Annotated in this window: 21 protein-coding genes; all 21 read left to right on the top strand. The window is 60.8% G+C overall.

From position 1 onward, the window contains the following. The first annotated feature begins 129 nt into the window (after positions 1–129). Positions 130–1,872 carry a phage terminase large subunit family protein gene (locus ABVK50_RS15435; protein WP_353645755.1) on the top strand — a complete coding sequence of 581 codons (1,743 nt, stop codon included), beginning with the start codon at positions 130–132 and terminating at the stop codon, positions 1,870–1,872. 4 nt (positions 1,873–1,876) lie between these two features. Next, a complete protein-coding gene (locus ABVK50_RS15430; RefSeq protein ID WP_353645756.1) occupies positions 1,877–3,343 on the top strand; it encodes a hypothetical protein in 1,467 nt (488 codons plus the stop codon). Positions 3,344–3,346: 3 nt separating this feature from the next. Next, positions 3,347–3,655 carry a hypothetical protein gene (locus tag ABVK50_RS15425; protein WP_353645757.1) on the top strand — a complete coding sequence of 103 codons (309 nt, stop codon included), beginning with the start codon at positions 3,347–3,349 and terminating at the stop codon, positions 3,653–3,655. Then, entirely contained in the window at positions 3,652–4,935 is a 1,284-nt protein-coding gene (locus ABVK50_RS15420; RefSeq protein ID WP_353645758.1) for a hypothetical protein, read from the top strand. Before ABVK50_RS15425 ends, ABVK50_RS15420 begins: the two co-directional genes overlap by 4 nt. Before the next feature lie 58 nt (positions 4,936–4,993). Next, positions 4,994–6,142 carry a hypothetical protein gene (locus tag ABVK50_RS15415; RefSeq protein WP_353645759.1) on the top strand — a complete coding sequence of 383 codons (1,149 nt, stop codon included), beginning with the start codon at positions 4,994–4,996 and terminating at the stop codon, positions 6,140–6,142. A gap of 21 nt (positions 6,143–6,163) precedes the next feature. Beyond that, on the top strand, positions 6,164–6,559 hold the full coding sequence (locus ABVK50_RS15410; RefSeq protein WP_353645760.1) for a hypothetical protein: 396 nt from the start codon (positions 6,164–6,166) through the stop codon (positions 6,557–6,559). A 28-nt stretch (positions 6,560–6,587) separates the two neighbouring features. Beyond that, entirely contained in the window at positions 6,588–7,781 is a 1,194-nt protein-coding gene (locus tag ABVK50_RS15405; RefSeq protein WP_353645761.1) for a hypothetical protein, read from the top strand. 55 nt (positions 7,782–7,836) lie between these two features. After that, positions 7,837–8,187, top strand: a complete 351-nt coding sequence (locus ABVK50_RS15400) for a hypothetical protein (protein ID WP_353645762.1) — start codon at positions 7,837–7,839, stop codon at positions 8,185–8,187. Continuing rightward, a complete protein-coding gene (locus tag ABVK50_RS15395; protein WP_353645763.1) occupies positions 8,187–8,897 on the top strand; it encodes a hypothetical protein in 711 nt (236 codons plus the stop codon). The genes ABVK50_RS15400 and ABVK50_RS15395 overlap by 1 nt, the downstream gene beginning before the upstream one ends. A 4-nt stretch (positions 8,898–8,901) precedes the next feature. Beyond that, positions 8,902–9,438, top strand: a complete 537-nt coding sequence (locus ABVK50_RS15390) for a hypothetical protein (protein WP_353645764.1) — start codon at positions 8,902–8,904, stop codon at positions 9,436–9,438. Beyond that, the gene (locus ABVK50_RS15385) at positions 9,422–10,327 is read left to right on the top strand and encodes a hypothetical protein (protein WP_353645765.1); all 906 of its coding nucleotides are present in this window, start codon (positions 9,422–9,424) and stop codon (positions 10,325–10,327) included. The genes ABVK50_RS15390 and ABVK50_RS15385 overlap by 17 nt, the downstream gene beginning before the upstream one ends. Next, on the top strand, positions 10,327–10,776 hold the full coding sequence (locus ABVK50_RS15380) for a hypothetical protein (RefSeq protein WP_353645766.1): 450 nt from the start codon (positions 10,327–10,329) through the stop codon (positions 10,774–10,776). The genes ABVK50_RS15385 and ABVK50_RS15380 overlap by 1 nt, the downstream gene beginning before the upstream one ends. 244 nt (positions 10,777–11,020) lie before the next feature. Beyond that, a complete protein-coding gene (locus tag ABVK50_RS15375) occupies positions 11,021–11,824 on the top strand; it encodes a hypothetical protein (protein ID WP_353645767.1) in 804 nt (267 codons plus the stop codon). A 76-nt stretch (positions 11,825–11,900) separates the two neighbouring features. Continuing rightward, complete coding sequence (locus ABVK50_RS15370) at positions 11,901–12,320, top strand: hypothetical protein (protein WP_353645768.1); 420 nt, start codon at positions 11,901–11,903, stop codon at positions 12,318–12,320. Positions 12,321–12,385: 65 nt separating this feature from the next. Beyond that, positions 12,386–12,562: a hypothetical protein gene (locus tag ABVK50_RS15365; protein ID WP_353645769.1), complete on the top strand. Its 177-nt coding sequence runs from the start codon at positions 12,386–12,388 to the stop codon at positions 12,560–12,562. Between the two features lie 115 nt (positions 12,563–12,677). Then, complete coding sequence (locus ABVK50_RS15360; RefSeq protein WP_353646951.1) at positions 12,678–17,933, top strand: phage tail tape measure protein; 5,256 nt, start codon at positions 12,678–12,680, stop codon at positions 17,931–17,933. After that, entirely contained in the window at positions 17,933–18,292 is a 360-nt protein-coding gene (locus ABVK50_RS15355) for a hypothetical protein (protein ID WP_353645771.1), read from the top strand. The genes ABVK50_RS15360 and ABVK50_RS15355 overlap by 1 nt, the downstream gene beginning before the upstream one ends. 23 nt (positions 18,293–18,315) lie before the next feature. Beyond that, complete coding sequence (locus ABVK50_RS15350; protein WP_353645772.1) at positions 18,316–18,783, top strand: hypothetical protein; 468 nt, start codon at positions 18,316–18,318, stop codon at positions 18,781–18,783. Continuing rightward, positions 18,783–19,292, top strand: a complete 510-nt coding sequence (locus ABVK50_RS15345; protein ID WP_353645773.1) for an NlpC/P60 family protein — start codon at positions 18,783–18,785, stop codon at positions 19,290–19,292. Before ABVK50_RS15350 ends, ABVK50_RS15345 begins: the two co-directional genes overlap by 1 nt. Further along, a complete protein-coding gene (locus ABVK50_RS15340; protein WP_353645774.1) occupies positions 19,246–19,593 on the top strand; it encodes a hypothetical protein in 348 nt (115 codons plus the stop codon). Before ABVK50_RS15345 ends, ABVK50_RS15340 begins: the two co-directional genes overlap by 47 nt. Then, positions 19,583–20,119 carry a hypothetical protein gene (locus tag ABVK50_RS15335; RefSeq protein WP_353645775.1) on the top strand — a complete coding sequence of 179 codons (537 nt, stop codon included), beginning with the start codon at positions 19,583–19,585 and terminating at the stop codon, positions 20,117–20,119. Before ABVK50_RS15340 ends, ABVK50_RS15335 begins: the two co-directional genes overlap by 11 nt. Positions 20,120–20,170 lie beyond the last annotated feature (51 nt).

The raw sequence follows: 20,170 nt of genomic DNA, 5'->3' as shown, positions 1-20,170 counted from the left end.
GTTACGATCCCGTAACTCTAGTACAAGAGGAAACTATTTTGCGAAACAAGCTTTTGGATTTGGCACGTTCAATTCCCGCCGCGCAGAGCCTACATAAGGAGTGACAGACCAACAACAAGAAGGGCTCTCGTGACCCTGTTCGATGACTTTCTCGGCAGGATAAATCAGAAATTCGCTGATGACAGCGACAGCATGCCCATGTCGGCTTATGTCGAGGCCAACACCCACCTCCGCAAGAAGCCATTCTCGTTCGACGGTTACGAGTTCCAGCGTCAGATCGTGGACGATCTGCACCTCAACATGTCGGTGATCAAATGCTCCCAGATCGGCCTCACAGAGGTTCAAATCCGCAAGTTCTTCTGCTTCCTGAAGCGGACGTCATCGATCAATGGTATTTTCAGCCTCCCGAACGACGAGATGTACAAGCGCGTCTCGCAGACCCGCATCAAGCCGATCGTCGACGAGGAGCTGGTGTTCAACCAGCACACCCCGTCGAAGAAGCCGGTGAGGTCGATGTCGCTCTACCAGGTCGATGACAGCTTCGGCTTCATCACCGGTGGCAAGGAAGGTGACGCGACCTCGATCAACGCGGACATCATGTTCAACGACGAGGTCGACCTGACCGACCAGGAGATCTTGGCCCTCTACGGCTCGCGTCTCCAGGGCTCCGATATCAGGATGCGCCAGGGCTTCTCGACGCCGACCTTCGAAGGCTACGGGATCGACAGCGCCTACAAGGCCTCCGACCAGCACGAGTATCTCTGCCGCTGTGATTGCGGCCACTGGAACCTGCCGGTGTTCACGCCGAGGTTCATGCATATTCCAGGTCTACCCTCAGACCTGAACGACCTTACCGAGATCGACCCTGACATCGCGGCAAAGCTCGATCTCGCCAACTCGTATGTCATGTGCGAGCACTGCGCGAAGCCACTCGATCTCGGTAACCCCAACAAGCGTGAATGGGTGCCCCGCCATCCCGGCCGTATCGGCCGCGGTTACTGGGTCCGACCCTTCGCCACACCGCGGCTCTCGGTCGAATACATCGTCAAGGAGCTGCTGGAGTACAAGCGCAAGAACTCGATGCGCCGTTGGTACAACACGGTGCTCGGCCAGCCCTACAACGATGCAAACGCACGGCTCTCCCTGACGGAGATCGAGGCCGTCATGAAAGGCGAAGGGAAAGTCCATGTCTCATCTGATACACCTGTGGCAGTCGGGATCGACGTCGGCCAAACATGTCATGTCGTCTTGGCTGCTCTCGGACACGTGGTTCCAGTTGTATTTGATTGGCTACAGGTCCCGTCAGACGATCTGAAGGAGACGCTCGCGGACTTGCGCAAGCAGTACCGGATCGTCGCCGGAGGCATGGATTTGAACCCCTATGCCCCGCTCGCGCGTGAGATCCGCGACGAGTCGAAGGGCATTATCATGCCGGTCGAATACGCGACCAGCCTCTCGGCGGCGCCGATCTCGCTGGTCAAGGACGAGATGGAGAACATCACCCACGTCCGAAGCAATCGAACACAGATCATCGACGCCGTCGTCAACGACATCCGCAAGCACAGGCTCGAGCTGGCCGGCTACGGCAACAAGAAGGTGATCATCACCACCCACCTTCAGGACATGGTTCGCGTCGAGGAGCCGGAACAGCCGGCCAAGTGGGTCAAGCTCACGGGCGACGACCACTTCTTCCACGCTCTCGGCTACATGAAGCACTCGCTTCGCATCCATGACTTTATCGCCAGCCAGGAAGAGAAGGACGAACGCCAGATGTCCATGCTCCTCGGCCTGATATCAACAGTGCAGCAAAATGAAGCACAACTGGGTGTGCGTCAGCGCATGAAGACCCCATCTGTGTTGGGACTCGGATAACGCCATGGCCTTTGACTTTCTGACAGCAATCGTACCAGCGAAAAAGAAGGCCAAAGCTGGCGGCACCGCCGCCACGCCTACCTACAACCCCCAGCAGGCCGACCGCATCCTGACCGTCCCGCAGTACCGGGACCACCTCACGGACATCTTCGCCACGCGAACCGCCGACGACAGTCGGACGCTGCTCAAGAACCTCTTCAAGTTCGACCCGGACGTCTCTGCCGCGCTGAACGGCTACCTGACGATGGCCAATACCGACGCCATCATCCTCGCGCGTGACCTGGACGGGAACATCGACCGAGAGGCGACGAAGAGTATCATGCTGGCCATCGAGAAGATCGGCCGGCCGACCGACTACTCCCTGGGTTTTCAGCTCAAGAAGACGCTTCGATCGATCGCGGAAGAGATGCGCTACATGCTCCTGCTCCGTGGTGGCATCGGCGCCGAGCTGATCCTGGACAAGCAGTTGATGCCGGACAAGATCCGCAACATCGATCTGACGTCGGTCGAATGGTACGAGAAGAACCCCGGCGAATATAAGCCGGTCCAGAAGATCGCCGGCTCGAACGTCGAGACCTCGCTCGACATCCCGACCTTCTTCGTCTCGCACTACCGCAAGGACCCGACCTCTATCTACGGCCACTCGACCTTCGTGTCGGCGATCAACACAATTGCGGCCCGCCAGCAGGTGATCAACGACCTCTACCGCATCATGCGCCTGACGGGCTTCCCCCGCATGGCCGTCGAGGTGGTCGAGGAGGTTCTGACCAAGAACGCGCCCGAGAATATCAAGTCGGACGACCTGAAGCTCCGCGAGTGGAAAGCTGCCCGCCTGGGCGAGATCCGCAGCGTGATCGAGGGTCTCCGCGCCGACCAGCCGCTGATCCATTTCGACAGCGTCCAGCCGACGATGATGAACGAGAACAAGCCTGGCGCGGCCATGGATATCTCGGCGATCATCGAGACGCTCAACGCCCAGAACCAGGCCGCGCTGAAGACCATGGCGACCGTGATCGGCCGGGGCGCCTCCGGCGTCAACACCGGCTCGGTCGAAGCGCGCATCGCCGCCATGAACGCCGACGAGCTCAACGAGCCGATCGCCGAGATGCTGCAAAACATCTTCTCGTTCGTCCTCCACCAGGCAGGTTTCCAGGGCTTCGTCGAGGTCCAGTTCCGCAAGGCCGAGCTGCGCCCCGACACCGAACTCGAGCCCCAGCTGGCCCTCAAATCCTCGCGCCTTCGTCAGGACCTGTCGGACGGTCTGATCACCGACGATGAATATCACCTCTGGATGCACGGCCGGCTCCGGCCGGACAGCTCGCCGGAACTCTCCGGCACCGGGTTCATGACCCCGGTTACGGAACCCGGCAAAGCCGCCGAGGCCAGCCCGAACTCCGACCCCCTCGGCCGGTCGGTCACGCCGGAAGGCGGGAACAAGGCCGCTCGCGGAAATGCAGTGAAGAAAGGCTAACCCATGGCAAAGTTGAACATCGTCCGAACCAGCGCGCCCCAGCAATCCCACGGGGTGGGCGCGGTCCCGGTCGCTCGTGACAAGTTTCTGAGCGCGGAGACGCTCACCACGTCCGCAGCTTCCCAGGTCAACGCCGAAGCGATCGTTTCGCCCGACGAGTTCTGGATGATCACCGCCTCGGGCGGCAACGTGTGGCTGGCATTCGATGTGGCGCCGGTAGCCGCGGTCGACACAGGTCTGCTTCTCCTGGACGGCTCGTCAGTGACCCTGGCCGGCACACCTGGCCACAAACTCGCGGTAATCGACGGATGATTGGTCTTTCGCTGGGGCTTGGCCTCGTTCGCAGAAAGGCACGTCGCGCAGTGCGCGCCCTCCAGGTCGTCGGCACGCGCGGCGAGAGCTACACCTCTGAGGTCGGCGCTCGCGGATCGACCAACAACCGCAACTTCGCCCGCACCCGGCACTACATCGGCAACGCTGATGTGTCGGAGCTTCGGCTGGCCTTTCAGGGCTACTACCTCGGAGCCACGGGGGAGGTCGACGCCACGAGCCCATATACGGTTCGCTTCAATGTCGAGTACAACGGTATGTCCGTTCAAGGCTTCTTCGGTGGCCAGCGGGACGGCGTGGTCAACCCCGGCGAGCCCTGCCTAATCTCGGATGCGGTCCTGCCCGCCACGTTTGGCCTTGAGGTGTTCCCCAAGGGAGCCGAGGTGTGGATCAGGGCAGAGCGTGACTTCGCAGTCGGGGCCAACGCGATGTTCCACCGAACAGCGGCCTACCAGACCCCGGTCCCCAACGAACGCTATCTACAGGGCGGCGTTGGCTCGACCACGCTGAACCAGTTGGACACCACCGGCTATCCAGCAGCGAGTGGCGGCTGGACCGCTGTCACGCACGTCTGGCTTCCCCTTTGCATCCTCGGCCGACCAGTGACGCCAATGATGGCCGCAGGCATCATAGGGGCATCGATCGAGTTCGGTGAAGATGACAACGCAGGTGACGGCTCCCCCGACTGCAATGGCGGCGGCTACATGCGCCGTGCTCTCTTCGACGTGAAGGCTGCGCGCCTCACCCTGGCCAAGGGCGGCGAGACCGCCAAGATCTTCGTGGAAAGCAACGCCAAACGTCTCATCGCAATGCAGTATGTCACCCACGCCTTCGCTGGCCACGGAGGCAACGACTATTCGACCGGCGAGACGGTGGAGGCCACCATTACACGGTTCGAACAGACCTGGGCTCTCCTCAAGGGAGCAGGGATCTATCACGTCGAACAGATCTCCCTGTCGCCCAAGACCAACAGCACCGATGGCTGGGCAACCGTGGGGAACCAGACGCCTCGGGAAGGCTTTGAAACCGGTGGTTCGTGGCGTTCCTACGCCCGCACACAGATCGCTGCAGCCATCGAGTCCGATCCGAACCTTGACGGCTTCCTCGATCTCGAGGACGCGCAGGTGGATGCCACCTTCCGTGATCGATGGAAGGCAGCGTCCACTGCGGACGGAACACACCCAAATTCTGGGATGCACATCGCCATGGCAACGCAGAACACCGCGCATCTGGAGACCCTTCGCCTAGCCTATGAGGGGTGATGCTTGCTGCATCATAATGATGCACTACGGATTTGCTTCCTGACCAACAAGACACGACATGCCCTACAACAAACAGGGACTTGTCGTGAAACAGATTTCCAAGACCGCCGACATCATCGCTCTACTCACGCGCGCAGGCGCGGCGGTTGACGATGTGGCCGTCTTCGAAGCAATCGCCCTCAACAACCGTCCCCTCCGCAAGCGTCACCCGCTGTACAACGGCGCGGTCGCGCAGCGCTCATTCCTGCTGGAGATGGCCCTGGCTCTCGAACTGGAGAGCCGGCCGGTCCAGATCATGCACGACGGCAGTCAACTGCCGATCGGCCGCATCTTTCATGGCAAGGTGGTCGATGGTGTCGACACCGAGCTGCGGGTCCTCTTCTGGATCGAGAAGGCCCACGAGGACAAGATCAAGTCCGTCGACAATGGAACCGTCGATCAGGTCTCCGTGGGCATCCTGCCCAAGCAGATGATCTGCTCCGCAGATGGCTTCGATTTCTTCGCTGCTGAGTCCAGCATCGAGCACATCTTCACCGGCACTACGCCTGATGGGCACAAGGTCGGTGAGAACGGCGTCTACTGCAAAATGGTCGGCCTGGAGGCCTTCTTCGAGATCTCTCTCGTCGGCCAGGGTGGCGCCCAAAACGCGCGGATCGTGAACAGCGACCAAAGCCATTTCTCGGCCCCCATGCAGAGACTGGCTGCAAACGCAGACTTTCACCACCTCGCACTCACCGCAACAGCAACAATGGATAAGCCCACCATGGACGTCAAAGAACTTCTCGCCGAACTGCGCACTGTCGAGCGTGACAGCGCAAAGACCGCCATCGAAAACGAAACCCTCAAGGCCTCGACTGCGACCCTGACGGCCGAGCGCGACGAGCTCAAGACGAAGCTCGAAGCTGCCGTCCAGGCCGCGCCCGCTGTAACGGCCGAGCTCGCCGAGCTGAAGACGAAAAACGAAGGCACCGAAGCTGCCCTGGCGGCGGCTGACGAAGCCCTTCGCGACATCTGCAAGAAGATCCTGACCGCCAATGGCCAGGTCGACGCCGAAGTACCGGCCGAACTGGCGGATGTCGTCACCAAGATCACCGACACGTCGGCCGGCCTCGCAGCCGCCCTCGCAGCCGGTGGTAAAGCCCGCGGCGCGGAAGACGAAGTCAAGTCTGCCGAGCTCGCGATCACCTCGTTCAGGACCCGCCGCTAACGGTAACAAGGAAGGTCACACATGTACAACCACCAGAACGTCACGCTGCGCGGGTTCCACTGGGAAGTCTCGTCGCTCACTTTCAACCTCAACGCCGCGACCACCAAGGACGACATTGGTAAGGCTGTGTCGCTCGACACGGCTGCTCCCAACACGGTCAAGCTGGCTGCGGATGGTGAAACGATCATCGGTCGTCTCGCCTCCTTCGAAGATCGCACTGTCGAAGGCTCCAAGGTCGGCGCCGTCGAGCTTCAGTTCGCCAACACCCTCCCGATCAAAGCAGCTTCCGGCGTAGCCGTTGGCTCGACGGTCGTGGGCGCCGGTGGCGGTGAAGTGAAGCCTGCAGCCGCTCCGAACCACGCGGAGAACTACGTCGTCGAGATCATCGGCACGAACGCCGTCGTGATCAAGGTCTAATCCCAGAACGAAACGAGGAACACAGAACATGCACATCAATCCTCTCTCCCAGGTGAAGCGTCGGGGCGTTGAGACCCTCGCCGCCCTGAAGTCGGAAAACGCGACCGAGTCCGCCACGGCCGGCCGCAAACTGCTCGCTGAAGCCAAGTCCTTTGGCCTCGGCATGCGCGACTACCTCAACCTCGCCATCGACGTGCGCGGTTCCGAGGAAGCCGACAAGCGCTATCGTGACGAAAAGGGCTACCTGTCCGGCTACGAAGCCGCACTGACCGTGCTCAACCTGCCGATCCGCAACGACTTCGAGCGTGGCATCGTGCTGGAAGCGGCTTCGGATACCTTCCAGACCTTCCCCGGCGCCCGCGCGATCTTCCCCGAGGTCGTGGACGACGTCGTGAAGTGGAAGTACCGCCAGGAAGCCATCGAGAACACCGGCGCCCTCGTGGGCTCCAGCCGCACCATCGCTGGTGTGGAACTGATCTCGACGGTGGTCGACGACGCTGCGGACGATTACCAGGTCGTGTCTGCGGTCGCCGAGCTGGGCCGCTTCCCGATCAAGACGATCCGCATGTCGGAACAGAGCGTGAAGTTCTACAAGCACGGTGGCGGTTACCGCTTCTCGTACGAGTTCGACCGTCGCGCCCGCATCGACACGCTGGTCCCGTACGTGAACCGTATGGACCGTGAGAAGGAGCTGTCGAAGGTTCGCGCCGCGACAAACATCCTGATCAACGGTGACGGCGTCAACGCTGCTGCCCCGGTTGTGGCTCAGTCGAGCTTCGTCGCTGCTGCAACGACCGGCAAGCTGAACTACGAAGCGCTGCTCCGCTGGTTCGTTGCCCGCGCCCGCGCCGGCACCCCGGTCGACACCGTTGTCGGCAACTGGGATGCCTACATCGACTGGCTGCTCATGTTCGCGATCCCCACCTCGAACAACAGCCGTACCGATGCGGAGAACCTGGCGGCGTCCGGCTTCCAGATCGGTGGCGTTCCGATCCTGAACGGTCATGTGAACTTCGCTCTGTCGAGCGCGGCCACGGACAAGCAGCTGATCGGTATGTCGAAGGGCGACACGCTGGAGGAGCTGATCGAGGCTGGCTCGACGATCGAAGAGACCGATCGTGCGATCACCAACCAGTCGATCACCTTCACCAAGTCCGAGAACACCGGCTACAAGCTGGCGTTCGGCGACACCCGGTCGATCCTCGACTACACCGCGGCCTAATGGATGATCCCGCCGCCCTCCGGGGCGGCGGGTCTCCTCTCATGGAATGAGAAAAATGATCAAACTACTCGCAGAGACCAAGGGTAGCTTCCAGCTGTTGGACCTTTCCTACAAGGGTCAGCTGCTCCGCGCCAATCGGCCGTGTGTCATCGAGAACTCGAACTTCATCCAAGACCGCATCGGCCGCGCCCAGATCCGCGTCCATGGCGAGCTCAAGGACGAGGCCACCGACGCCGACTTCATCGCGTACCTGGCCGAAGCCAAGGGCGACATGCCGCTCGCGATCGACTCATTCCTGGCCGAGTTCGGCAAGGAAGCCGTCGAGAAGCCGAAGAAGCGCCGAGGCAAGAAGGTCGCCGAGACCGACGAGACCGATGAGACCGACGAAAACGGGGCCGGCGAATAATGCTCACCTTCGAGGCCGGCAAGGCCGTAACCCTGCCGGTCAACTTCATCATGAACGGCCAGCCCGCCATCCCCGACCAGGGATCGGCGGTGCTTTCCGTTTCAGGCCCTGACGGCACGGAGCTCTATACCGAGAACCTCGTCACCGGCCCGACCGATCTCCGCGTCTATGTGACGGTCCCCGCCGAACACAACCAGATCGCCACCTCATTCGCCCGTCGTCTCGTGACCATCACCGCCCTGCGCGGCGGTGCGAGCTTCACGGTCTCTGAACCATACCGGCTGGTGCCGGCCATCCAATACACCGTCCGTCCCCAGGACGTCCGCGATTTCCTGGGTGTGAATACCAACGAGCTGCCGGACGGCTCGATCGACCTGGCCCAGTCGCTTCTGGACCTCGAGTTCGCGACCTCCCGCGCTATGATGTCGGCCGCTCTCACCTCCGGTGAGCAAGCCGAGCTGCGAGCCAATGAGGCGATCCTCTATCACGCCGCTCTCAAGGTGATCCCCGGCCTTTCCAATCGGGTCGCCATGGAAGAGAGCGACGGCGCCCTGTCGTTCCGTCGCAACGCCCGCAAGGACTTCTCCGATCTGCAGAAGGTCGCCCAGGGCCGTCTGTCGGACGCCCTGGCGGTGATCAACCCCACGGCTGTCGATCCAGGCTTCCCCCTGATGATCACCACCACCGACGCCGACCCATTCACGGGGTAACAGCATGCCCAGCCTCCAGTCCGCAGCGCTCCGTTTCCAGACCACCATCGTCAAGGAGAACGGGCAACCCTTCTACGGCACCATCATGCCGGTCGAGGAAGGGGAGATCCCGTCCTACGACTTCTCGATCCCGCGCCTCATGCTCCGCACGACGGTTCAGGGGATCGTGTCGCCCCGCAACATCATCCTGGACGATCTGAGCCAGCGATACATCGTCGCCAGCCACGGGCACTCCCAACATGGCGGGCACTTCACCTTTCGTCTGTTTAAGGTGAACGCTGACTTCGCCTGGAAGCGCGCAACCACTGGCAAGGACACCCTGACCGGCCTCTCACGCGAGAGCGCCGAACAGGACCTGGGATTGATCCCCTGCCTGGTTGAGATGACCGGCCGGCAGTTCCCTGACTCGGTGACCAACATCGCCGAAGAGACCCGTCGCATCCTCACCTCTGCGGAGCTCGCGCTCGGCGACCGAGTGGACGATGCCATCGTTCGCCGGATCGACACGGCCCTCGGGGTGACCTATGGCGAAATCAGCTAGAGCCAAAGTCACCGTCAACTTCTCTCTGCGTAAAGGCCAACCACTGGACGGCCTTGTCGGCGCTGCATCGATCAGCCGAAGCTACGGGGGTGTCGGCCAGGACGTTGGCTACGCCGCCGAGACGATCGCCCGCGAGCTCGCGAAGTCGATCCGCGCCGCTAACGAGCGCGCCTTCTTCCGTGTCGAGGCTGCGGTCCTCGCCGCCGAGGTGGCGAAAGGGGTCGATCGGGAGCTCCGCAAGGTTGGCCAGTTCATCGCCACGCATCTGATCGGCCATCCAGCCGGCGTTGGTCACGGCACCACCCCGATCGACAAGTTCGAGGGCGAGATCGAAGCACACTGGAAGAACCTCTCGTTGAGCACCGTCAGACGGAAGTCGGCCAACAAGAACCGGTTCTTTCTGCACGAGGGTGGTTTGCGTCAGGACATCAAAGCAAACGTCGGAGCACACCTGGTCAAGATGAACCAGGGCATGGTCGGTCGTAAGCCGAATGGTGAGGTGACCCACGGCCCGGTGAGGATCAGACCGTACTATCACGACCCGGGCGGCAGTCGGATCTACAAAATCGCCGAGATCGAGGTGAACCTCTTCTCGCAGTCCCGCGCAAACCGCATCGCCTCGATCCTGAACGAGGACATCTTCGACGACATGTCGACCACCAAGTCGGACATCACCTATCTCGCCCGACGCATGGGATTGAGCAGCCAATCGATCCAGAAACTGATGGGGCCGGCGCTCACCGATCGGGGCCGCTCCGTCAGCCGAGAAAAGCGCGGCCCGATCTATCGCCCGCTGCTTGAACCCGCCCTGGCGTACTTCTTCACAGTCCGAGTCCCACGCGCCGTGGATCAGACGATCAACAAACACAGAATTTCGGAGATCCGCTAATGACCTACATGAACGTCTGGACGTCCATCGCGGCCTACATCAATCAGCAGAGGAGCATGATCGTCGCCAACGGTATCACGCCGGCCGAGAGTATTGAGATGATCGACTGGGAAGCTCATGCGAACATTGAAGAGTTGCCGGCCGTTCATCTGGTCGGGCCGGCCTCGCTCGCCTTGGAGCAACAGTCCCAGGAGATGTACCACGCAAGCTTCGTGGTAGGCCTGGGCTCATACAATGATCAGGGATTGTTCATCCACCGGGAAATGATCGACTTCCTGTTCAAGTCGCTCTCAACGGGGACGAGGATCTCGGTCTTCGATAGCAAGACCGAGGAGGCCTATAGCTGGATGAAAATAATCGACGGCGTGACTGTGGCGCCGTTATCGAGGACCAGCCAGAGGGCCATGCAGTTTATTCAGATCGAGGCGTTGGTCGACCCACTGGCATAGGTCGCCTGGAGAATGGCTCGATTGCTTTCGTCTTCCTGTGCGAGAGCGGTCTCGACAAGAATGACGATCTCCGAGGACAACGAGCGCCGAAGGAAGTGAGCACGACGCTCTAACAGCTCCTTCAATTCGTCGTCCACGTTCAGGGTTATGCGCTTCATTTTACACCATTATGCTGCACAGCTTCGTTGTGCATGTAAGGCGTCGTTACCACCTAACAAGTGCCTATTTCACAAAGGAGAAACCCATGGCCGGTAACGCCAAAACGAATAAGTTCATGCTGTCGACGGCGACCGTCATGCTTGGACCCCTCGCTGACCTTCACGCCCTCAACCCGACCGAACACTCGATCGGTCTCGTCAAGAACTTCCAGCTCACCGGTGAAGCTCAATATACCGAGCTGACCCAGGGCATTCGCAACGCGGTCGTGATGTCGGTACGCACCGGCGAAGGCCTGCGGACCTCGTGCGAAGTGTACGAGTTCACGGCAAAGAACCTCGCGTTCGCAGCTGGCCTGGACGCCTCGGGCACGAGCTACGACGTTGTCGACGAGTGGTCTGCTCTCGCGGCTGTAGCCGACGACGCCTCGACGGAGCTGACGCTCGCTGCGGCGACGACTGCCCCGATCGCCGTGGGCGACTACATCTTTCTCCAGAAGGGCCAGGACGACTACGTCCATGTCGTGAAGGTCGGCGCGATCGACATCACGGTCCCGGCGTCTCCGGAGATTACGCCGGCTGCGGGCTTCGAAGTCCCCGCTGGTATGAGCTTCCCGATCGGCACCCGCGTTGGTCGTCTGAAGCGTGTCGACATCGGCACGTCGGTCACGCAGCCGGACCTCGCATGTAAGGTGACGGGCATCCTGCCGAAGGACAACTCGCCCTTCACGATCCTGCTGCCGAAGGTCAAGGTGACCCGCGGTCTGGGCGTCTCCTTCGCGTCGGACAACTTCTCGAACATGCCATTCGAGATGCAGCCCTATGAGATGGTCATGGCCGATCCGTTCTATTCGGAATATGGCCAGGCCCAGGCGGTCCTGCTGGCCCGCTAATTTCCGAAACTCCGTAGAACAAGTCCTCCCCGATTACTACATCATCGGGGAGGACTTTTTCGTTCTAGGAGACCACATGTCCGACCTCAAAGACCGCTTCGAAATTACCCAAGACGGCAAGCCGCGCGAAATTTTTATGTCGTTCGGTTTGCTGAACACGATCACCGCCCTCATGGGTGATCCGGCCGTCGCAGCAAGCGTCTACTTCAACCCAGAACTGCGTGAGGCCGTCCTGATCACCGCGCTCCATGAGCGTAGCAAGACCGGCAAGATCATCGACGAAGTGGTCGAGCTTGACGACCTCGATATCCCCATGTCCGACATTGAAGCCCTCCTGGCATGGGAGGTGGATCATGCCATCTCTTTTTTCGTGCGCTCGATGGAGCGAGTGAAGGGTCTGAAGGGCCAGCTCGAAAGTCTCACAGCGGACGTGTCTTCACTGAATGGCTTACAGGCCTCTCCTTCGAAGAAGCCATCGTCTGGACGCTCAAAGTAAGACCAAGCCGCCTGCGTGAGGTCTACTGGGACTACACCCACGAAGATCTCAGGACGCTGGTCCGATTGGCATCAGAAGAGAAGGTCGCGGAACTAGGACAGCACTTCGACAACCTGGCAACGGTCGTGTCGAAGGCACTCGGTGGAGCGAGCGATGAGGACGACGATGATGTTCAAGAGATCGGAAGCTGGGCGGAACTGACCTCGGCGTTCCAGACATTAGGGGGCCATATTGGCAATTGATAAGAACGGAGTTCATTACGATGTAACGGCAAATGTCGATGACGTCGTCCGCGAGACCAAGCGGGTTGAGAAGTCCGTTGAAGAGGTCGGTGACAAACTTCTTCACGAAGCCAAAATGATCCAGCAGGCTCTCCGCAAGGAGGCTGCTGATTACGTCGCCTACATCAAGACCCTGGAAACCCAGATCTCGAAACTCCGCGCCAAGGGGCGGGACACTGGCCGGCAAGAAGCCAAGCTCGCAGCGACAAGGGGAGCCTATCTCTCCAACTATTCCCAAGGAAGCATGGAAAGCCGCGCCAATCGTGCTGCGTTCCAGCGCGAGATCAACGAGATGCGCAGCACCACCAAGGTGTTGATGGATCGTTACTTCGACGAGACGAACGCAGCATATCTGCGGGATCTCAAGCGGTCACTCACCGATCGTGCCACCGAGGAGAAGCTCCTCCGTCAGCGTATGAGTGACCGCAACGAACGCTCCCGTATGGGTGACGCTGCTTACGGCTTCTCCAAACAGCGCGAGCGCCGGCAGCTCAACGGTGGCGCCAACCAGTTCATGTCGCAAGCCGGCATCATGAGCAACTACATGGCGGTCGGCGGTGTGTACGGCGCCGGCTTCTACCTGGGCAACTTCATTACCCAGCTGGACAAGGAGTTCCGGCAGTTCCAGGCCATCACCGCGACGACCAACACCGAGATGTCTCGGATGGAAGAGCGTCTGCTCTCCGTCTCGGAAAAGACCCGGTTCACGGCGCTTGAGGTCTCGGAAGCCGCCACCCTCATGGGCCAGGCCGGTATGTCGGCCGGTGAGGTCGCCGAGGCGATCGAGCCTGTCACCAAGCTGGCCACCGCTGCCGGCACCGACCTGAAAGCCGCTGTGGACGTCGTCACGTCCGCGCTCAACATCTTCAATCTCCAGGCGTCCGAAGCTGGCCACCTGTCCGACGTTTTCACGGCGGCTCTCAACGAGTCGAAGCTGACGCTCGACCAGCTCGCCCTCTCGCTCCAGTACGCCGGTAACATCGCGGCCACCGCGGGCGTCTCCTACAACGAACTCACGGCAGCTGTCGGCGCGCTCGCCAACGCTGGTATCCGTTCGGGCTCCACCATCGGCACCGGCCTCCGGCAGTTGCTGGTCGACCTGATGGCTCCCTCTAAGAACCTGAAGAAGGAAATGGCATCCCTCGGCCTGACCATGGCCGATATCGACGTTGAGACGAACGGCCTGACCGGCGTTCTGATGAACCTTCGCGCTGCCGGCTTCGATACCACGAGTGCGTTCGAGGCCTTCGAGGTGCGTGCCGCCGCCGCCTACACGGCCTTGTCGAACAACGTGGACGTCATGGCGCAGCTGCGCCAGTCCTTCATCCTGTCAAACGCCGCCGCCAAGGCGAACGAGACCCAGATGCAGTCGCTCGCCAACACGGCGGCGAACTTCGGCTCGAACCTGGGCGCGCTGACATACACCGCCTTCAAGCCGTTCCTCGCCACCCTGCAGGACGTGGTGGAAGGCGGGTCCGAGGTCCTTAGCACCTTGCGTCAGATGGGGCCGGTCGTTGAGATCGTGGGTACGGTCTTCGCAAGCCTGGTCTCGGCCCTTCTCATCGCCCGCATCGGTAAGCTGGTATTCGGCCTCATTGGCATCGGCACGGCGGCTACCGGAGCAGCTGGCGGGGTCCGTTTGCTCACCGCGGCCATGAGCGCCAACCCGGTTTTCCTGGGTCTCGCAGCACTCACGACTGGCATCACACTGCTCCAGCGCTTCGGGGACACAGCCGGCCGAACCGCGGCCCAGCTCGACGCCCTGGAAGCCAAGCAGAACGAATACCAGGCCCAGGTCGATGGCACGACCAATCGTATCGACAGCCTGAACTCTGCGATGGATGACCTGATCAAGAAGCAGGCCAGCCTCGAAGCGGAAGGAAACGGTAGCCTTCGCAAGACTAAGATCATGGAAATCGTCGCCAGCTTCCAGGAGCTGGCCGGCTCGGTTGATGTGTCGACCAGCTCTGTCGCCGATCTCATTGAGGCGATGAAGGATCTACGTGGCGAAATGGTCGCCGATCTGCCCGCGCAGATCGACCTCCTGACGGCCCAGCTCGATCAACGCATCGCGGTCCTCCGTGGCGCTGCTACTGACCACACCAAGGGTGAGGGTAGCTTCATTGCTGGCGCTGCCGCCTCGTCGCGCTTCGGCAATAACGGGGCTGTCTATTCGGGTGACGTCCCCTCGTTCAACGACGACGTGCTCGCAGCCTTTGGTCCCAAGGTCGCCGAGGCCTTCCGCGCACTGACTGGTCAAACCAACCTGGCCGACCTTTCCGGCCAGGAAGCGCAAGGTCTTCAGGCGATCCTGGAGAAGCTCGTCATTGATCTCGAAAACAAGATCAAGCCGCTGTCCGACGAAGCGGGGCTCTTCGGCGCTGGTCCCGAACTTATCGCCCTTCGTCAGGACCTGAACTTCGTCAAGCAGCTCGTGACGGCGTTCAAGCCGCTTGCGTCCAGCCTGATCGATATCCAGTCCCTGGGTCTGCAGCGGGATATGAAGGCCGGTGAGCGCGCGTCTGCAGTGTTGCAGGGTACCACTGGCTACAAGGCTGGTCAGGATGCCGAGGATGAGGCCTCAAAATACCTCACGGAAGGCCTGGCCAACGTCGTCCGCACCGAAGACTCGATCATCGGCGCCAAGGAGGCCTACGACGCGCTCCAGACCGGTCTCCAGGTCCAGCTCGATACGATCGAAGCCTCCCTCAAGTCGGCCGCGGAAGAGATGCGCGCCCAGGGCTTCACCGAGGAGGAGATCAAGGCCGCGATCGACAGCAGCTCGCTGAAGAACGACGAGGCGAAGCTGAAGAACGCCATGAAGAAGGGTTCGGCCGACGCCAACGCGGCCTACACCGACTTCATGGCCTACCTGCTGGAACAGCAGAAGAAGAACCTCAACAAAGAGATCGGCCGCGTCCAGAAGGAACTCGGCAAGGCCAAGACGGAGTTCGACGTCAACCGTATCGAGGATCGGCTCTACGCGCTCAACGACGAGCTGGCCAAGATCGAGATGGATCTGTTCGAAACCGACCCACACAAGGACGTTGGCAAGTCCGACGCCGATCTGCAGATCGCCAAGAAGCAAATCGCGGATGAGCAGAGGGATCGTCGCGACGAACTCGTCACCACGGTGATCGAGAAGCGCGCCGCGCTCGCGGAAGAGGTCAACAAGACCTACATTGAGAAGCTGGAGACCGAGCTCGGCAACGTCGAGACGGAGATGAGCAATCTCGTCAACACGGTCGATCAGAACTCCACCGTCGAGTATATCAAGTCGGTCGCAGCCAAGCTTGAGGAGCTGGATCGGAAGGCCAAAGCCCTGGCCGGCGAGATTGCCGGCGTCACCGTCTCCGACGACTACAGCGCCTTCACTGTGGGCGGTCTGCCGAGCGCCAGCGCGAACGACATCCAGAAGAAGATTATTGCCGCCGCCAACGCGAACGGCATCCCGCCCCACATCGCCCTGGCTATCGCGTCGTTCGAGAGCGGCTTCAACCCGAGTGCCAAGAACCCGATGTCATCGGCAGCTGGCATCTACCAGAACACCAATGGGAACTGGGACAGCCACGGTCTCCCTCGCTCCGGCCGCAACAACATCGATATGCAGATCGAGGCCGGCATGAAGGACATGCGCCGGACCCAGGAAGGGCTCGGCTCCACGCAGCTGTCGTTCAAGGACTACTACGGTTCGCACCTGCTCGGCCAGGCTGGTTACAAGAAGGCGTTGAGCAATCTCAACGGCAACGCCGTGTCGGTGCTGGGTTCCGATGCTGTCCACAAGAACGGCGGCAACATCAACCAGACTGTCTCGCAGTTCCTCGACACGATCGTCGCAAAGGCCTCCGTCCACCTGGAGAAGACCAAAGATCTCGTCCAGCGCCCCATGGACGCAGCCGGCTCCGCGCTAGACGCCGAAACGGAAAAGCTGACTGCTGACTCCACGGCGACCGTCAAGGAGTTCGGCGAGAAGGAGCGTAAGGCTAGCGTCAAGCGCCAGGTCAAGATCCTCGACAGCGCCGCCCAGGCGATCGAGGGCCAGATCAACACCCTCATGACGCAGTCTGGCAAGGCCGAGAACCCCGAGGCGCTCCAGTCCATCATTGACCAGGTCCGCACCAAGTGGGCCGAGATGATGGAGAAGGAGATCGAGGCCTTCACCGTCAAGAACAAGGGCACCGATGGCTTTGAGGAGCGTCTCGCTGATCTCACGACCGACCTGGAAGCCGGCCTAACCGGCAAGGTCGTGACGCTGCTCGATCGTTACCAGGCGGCTATCGAGAACCAGTCCTACGCTCCTCTCCAGGACGCGCAGGCCAATCTTGCAGCGGCCCAGAACCCGCTCTACGCGAAGAACTTCACCGACGCGGACGTCGCCGGCCTGGAGAAGAACGTCCAGCTGCAGGAACGCGCCGCCGCCGTTGAGCGGCTGAACCAGCTCGAACAGCTCCACGCCTACATCCTTCAGCAGGTAGCCGCGGCCGAGAGCCAGTACGGTGCCAATTCCCAGCAGGTGCAGGCGCTTAAGGAACGCCAGTATTCGGTCGAGCAGAGCCTGGGTAACGCGCGCCGGCAGAACACGTCTGACACCGAGGCTGCAGCCCGTGGTGAGATCACGCTCGCCCAGTCGATCGAGGCCGCGAACCGTGCGTGGATGATGCGCAACGGCCTGATGGATCAGAACGGAGATATGATTTCCGCTGCCGAGCGTGCCGGTCAGGCCTGGGGCACGGTGCTCGACACCCTAACCTCCGGTTTCTCGCAGCTGTTCATGGATCTCGCCATGGGCACCGAGAGCGCCGAGGAAGCCTTCAAGAAGTTCGGCCTGTCGGTGATCCAGATGCTCATGCAGATGATCGCCAAGCAGCTCGCCTTCAATCTCGTGCAATCGCTGATGGGCGGCGCGAGCAGCGGGGCTGGCAGCTTCCTTGGAATGCTCTTCGGCGCTGGCGCCGCCACCGGCCAGTTCGTCGCTGGTATCAAGCGCGCAGCCAACGGCGAGTACGTCTCCGGCAACAACCCGTTCCGTGATAGCGAGCTCCGCTCCGTCATGCCTGGCGAGATGATCCTGCGCACGTCGGCCGTGAACCAGATCGGCCGTGACGCCCTGGAGAAGGTCAATGCTCTCGGCAATCGCAAGATAGCCAGCGGTATGCCCACGATCCCGCAGCCGGAGGCGCAGGACAGCCGGCCAATCAACATCTGGGCGGTCCTTCCCGAGGAGCAGCAGCAGATCGGTCCCGAGGACGTGGTGGCCTACATCAGCGACGACATCCGCCGCCGTGGTGTGACGCGGACCCTGATCAAGGCGATCAACACAGGAAAGATGTAATGGCAGTCTTCGACTTCCCCTACCACACGATCGAGGAGGAGTACCCGGTCAGCTCCACCACCATGAAGTTTGGTGGCGGCTACCAATTCGCCTCCAAGCCGAAGGGGCCGGACCAGATCAAGTTCATCCTGAACTTCGAGGCGATGTGGTTCAGCACCCCTCCGCACCCGAAGCTCAACATGCAGACGCTGGTCGATTTCTATGAAGACCACCGGCTCTACGAGCCCTTCGACTACCCGCACCCACGGCTCGGGACCGTCTCCGTCCGCTTCGCCACGCCCCTGAAGATCCCCGAGGGGATCAAGAAGGGTCGTGGTCAGGTCAAACCCTTCAAAATTGAACTGTTGTTGCAGCCATGAGTATGAACAAGCCCGCTTCCCATATGGCCGACGCGCAGAAGCTGACGGCCGACGCCCATATTGATCTGTTCGAGATCCAGCTCCGCACTGAACCAGTCACCCTGCGCTTCACCGACAGCATCACCAGAACCTGGCAGGGGAACCTCTACGAGATGTTCGGCATCGCAATTTCTGGCGAGAAGCGATCGGCCGAGGACGAGGAGTCAAGACCGACACTCCAGGTGATCAACCCCGAGGGTCTGTTCAACTCGCTCGTCCGGCAGCGTCTCCTCGATCGCGCCACCATCATCCGGCGCCGTGTTTTGCTGGCGCATATCGAGGCCGACGTGCCGATCTTCCAGCAGCGCATGTGGTACGTTTCTAGGATCGCCGACGTCACTGCTGGCCAGTCCATCACGATGGAGCTGCGCTCGATGTCGGAAGGCCCAAACGTCCGTCTGCCAGCGCGCCAATTCATTCCCCCTGATTTCCCCATGGTGAGGCTCCGCTGATGAACTACAAACACCTCCTTGGCCGCAAGTTCATTTGGCAACAGCAGGATTGCTACGCGCTCCTGCGCGACTTCTACCGAGACGTATTCCAGATCGAATTGCCGAACTATGCGCGGCCGGACGACTTCTGGCAGACCGGCCTCAATCTCTTTTTCGACAGCTCAAGAGACGCCGGCTTCTACGAACTAAACGTTCATCCGAGCCAGTACAAGTTCGGCGACGTTGTGGTCTCAGCGATCGACTCCGGTTTTGGAAATCACTGCGCCATCTTCGTTGAAAACGGTCGCATCATCCACCACCTTTACAACAGACTTTCGGAGGGTCCCGTGCCTTTCAAAGGACTGGTTCGGAACACCTGTGTTGGGGTCTACCGCCACAAGGATGTTCCCGATCTAGCCGTTCTGGAAACAGAGGTCGCGGACATCCGCAGCTTCCTGTCTCCCAAGAAGCAGAAATTGTTGGATGAACTTCGAGCAACTCATTCCGGACCTCAAAGCGAAACGAACTGACGGCGCGGAGCGCGTCGGTTTCGTCCTCCCGAATGGGGAGATTGTCGAAGTCGAAAACATCTGCGTCGAGGCCAACGAGGGGTTCGAGGTCTCCGGCGCCGACCTGATCAAATACCAGGATGCGGTAGCTTCCTGGCACACACATCCGAACGCCAAGTCGACGCTCTCCAACAACGACTGGTATGGTTTTCGCAATTATCCCCAGTGGACTCATCTGATTATCGGCACGGACGGCGTCACGTCGTACAAGGTCGGTAAAGGTCGCGTCCTCGTCGACAAGCAATGGATTGATGAAGGTTAAAGTATATCTACACGGATACTTTGCTAACTTTCATGAAGGCCCGATTGAGGTTGTCGCAGATACTGTCGCTAAAGCCGTTGCGCTCGTAACGCGCCAACTCCCCGGTTTCAAACCCAACGCCGTCCGCGGGCGTCACCGCGTCACTGTCGTAGGCTGCGAGCAGATAGAGGATCTCTACCGTCCGGCCAAGGACGGCGAGGTCCACCTGGTCCCACAGTTCGCCGGGGGCAAGAAGGGCGGCTTCATACAGATCCTGCTCGGCGCTGCCCTCGTGGCGGTCGGGTTCTTCATCGGCATGCCGTGGCTCATGCAAGTCGGCGCCCTGATGTTCCTTGGGGGCATCGCTCAATTCCTGATGCCTACCCCTGACAGTGAGGACAAGCAACTGAAGTCCCGATACCTGGGCGCACCTGGAAATACGGTGGAGATCGGAACACGCATTCCGATCCTTTACGGCGAGGACCTGGTCTATGGCCACTACCTCTCCTTCGACACGGACGCAATTCAAACGGATGGTGAAGACTGATGCGACCTGATCAAAAAACGATGCTCGACGCCTTTAACAAGGCCAAGGGCT

It is taken from the genome of Mesorhizobium sp. WSM2240 (assembly GCF_040438645.1).
In the GTDB taxonomy this organism is placed as follows: Bacteria; Pseudomonadota; Alphaproteobacteria; order Rhizobiales; family Rhizobiaceae; genus Allomesorhizobium.
This window is presented reverse-complemented; position numbering and strand designations above follow the sequence as displayed.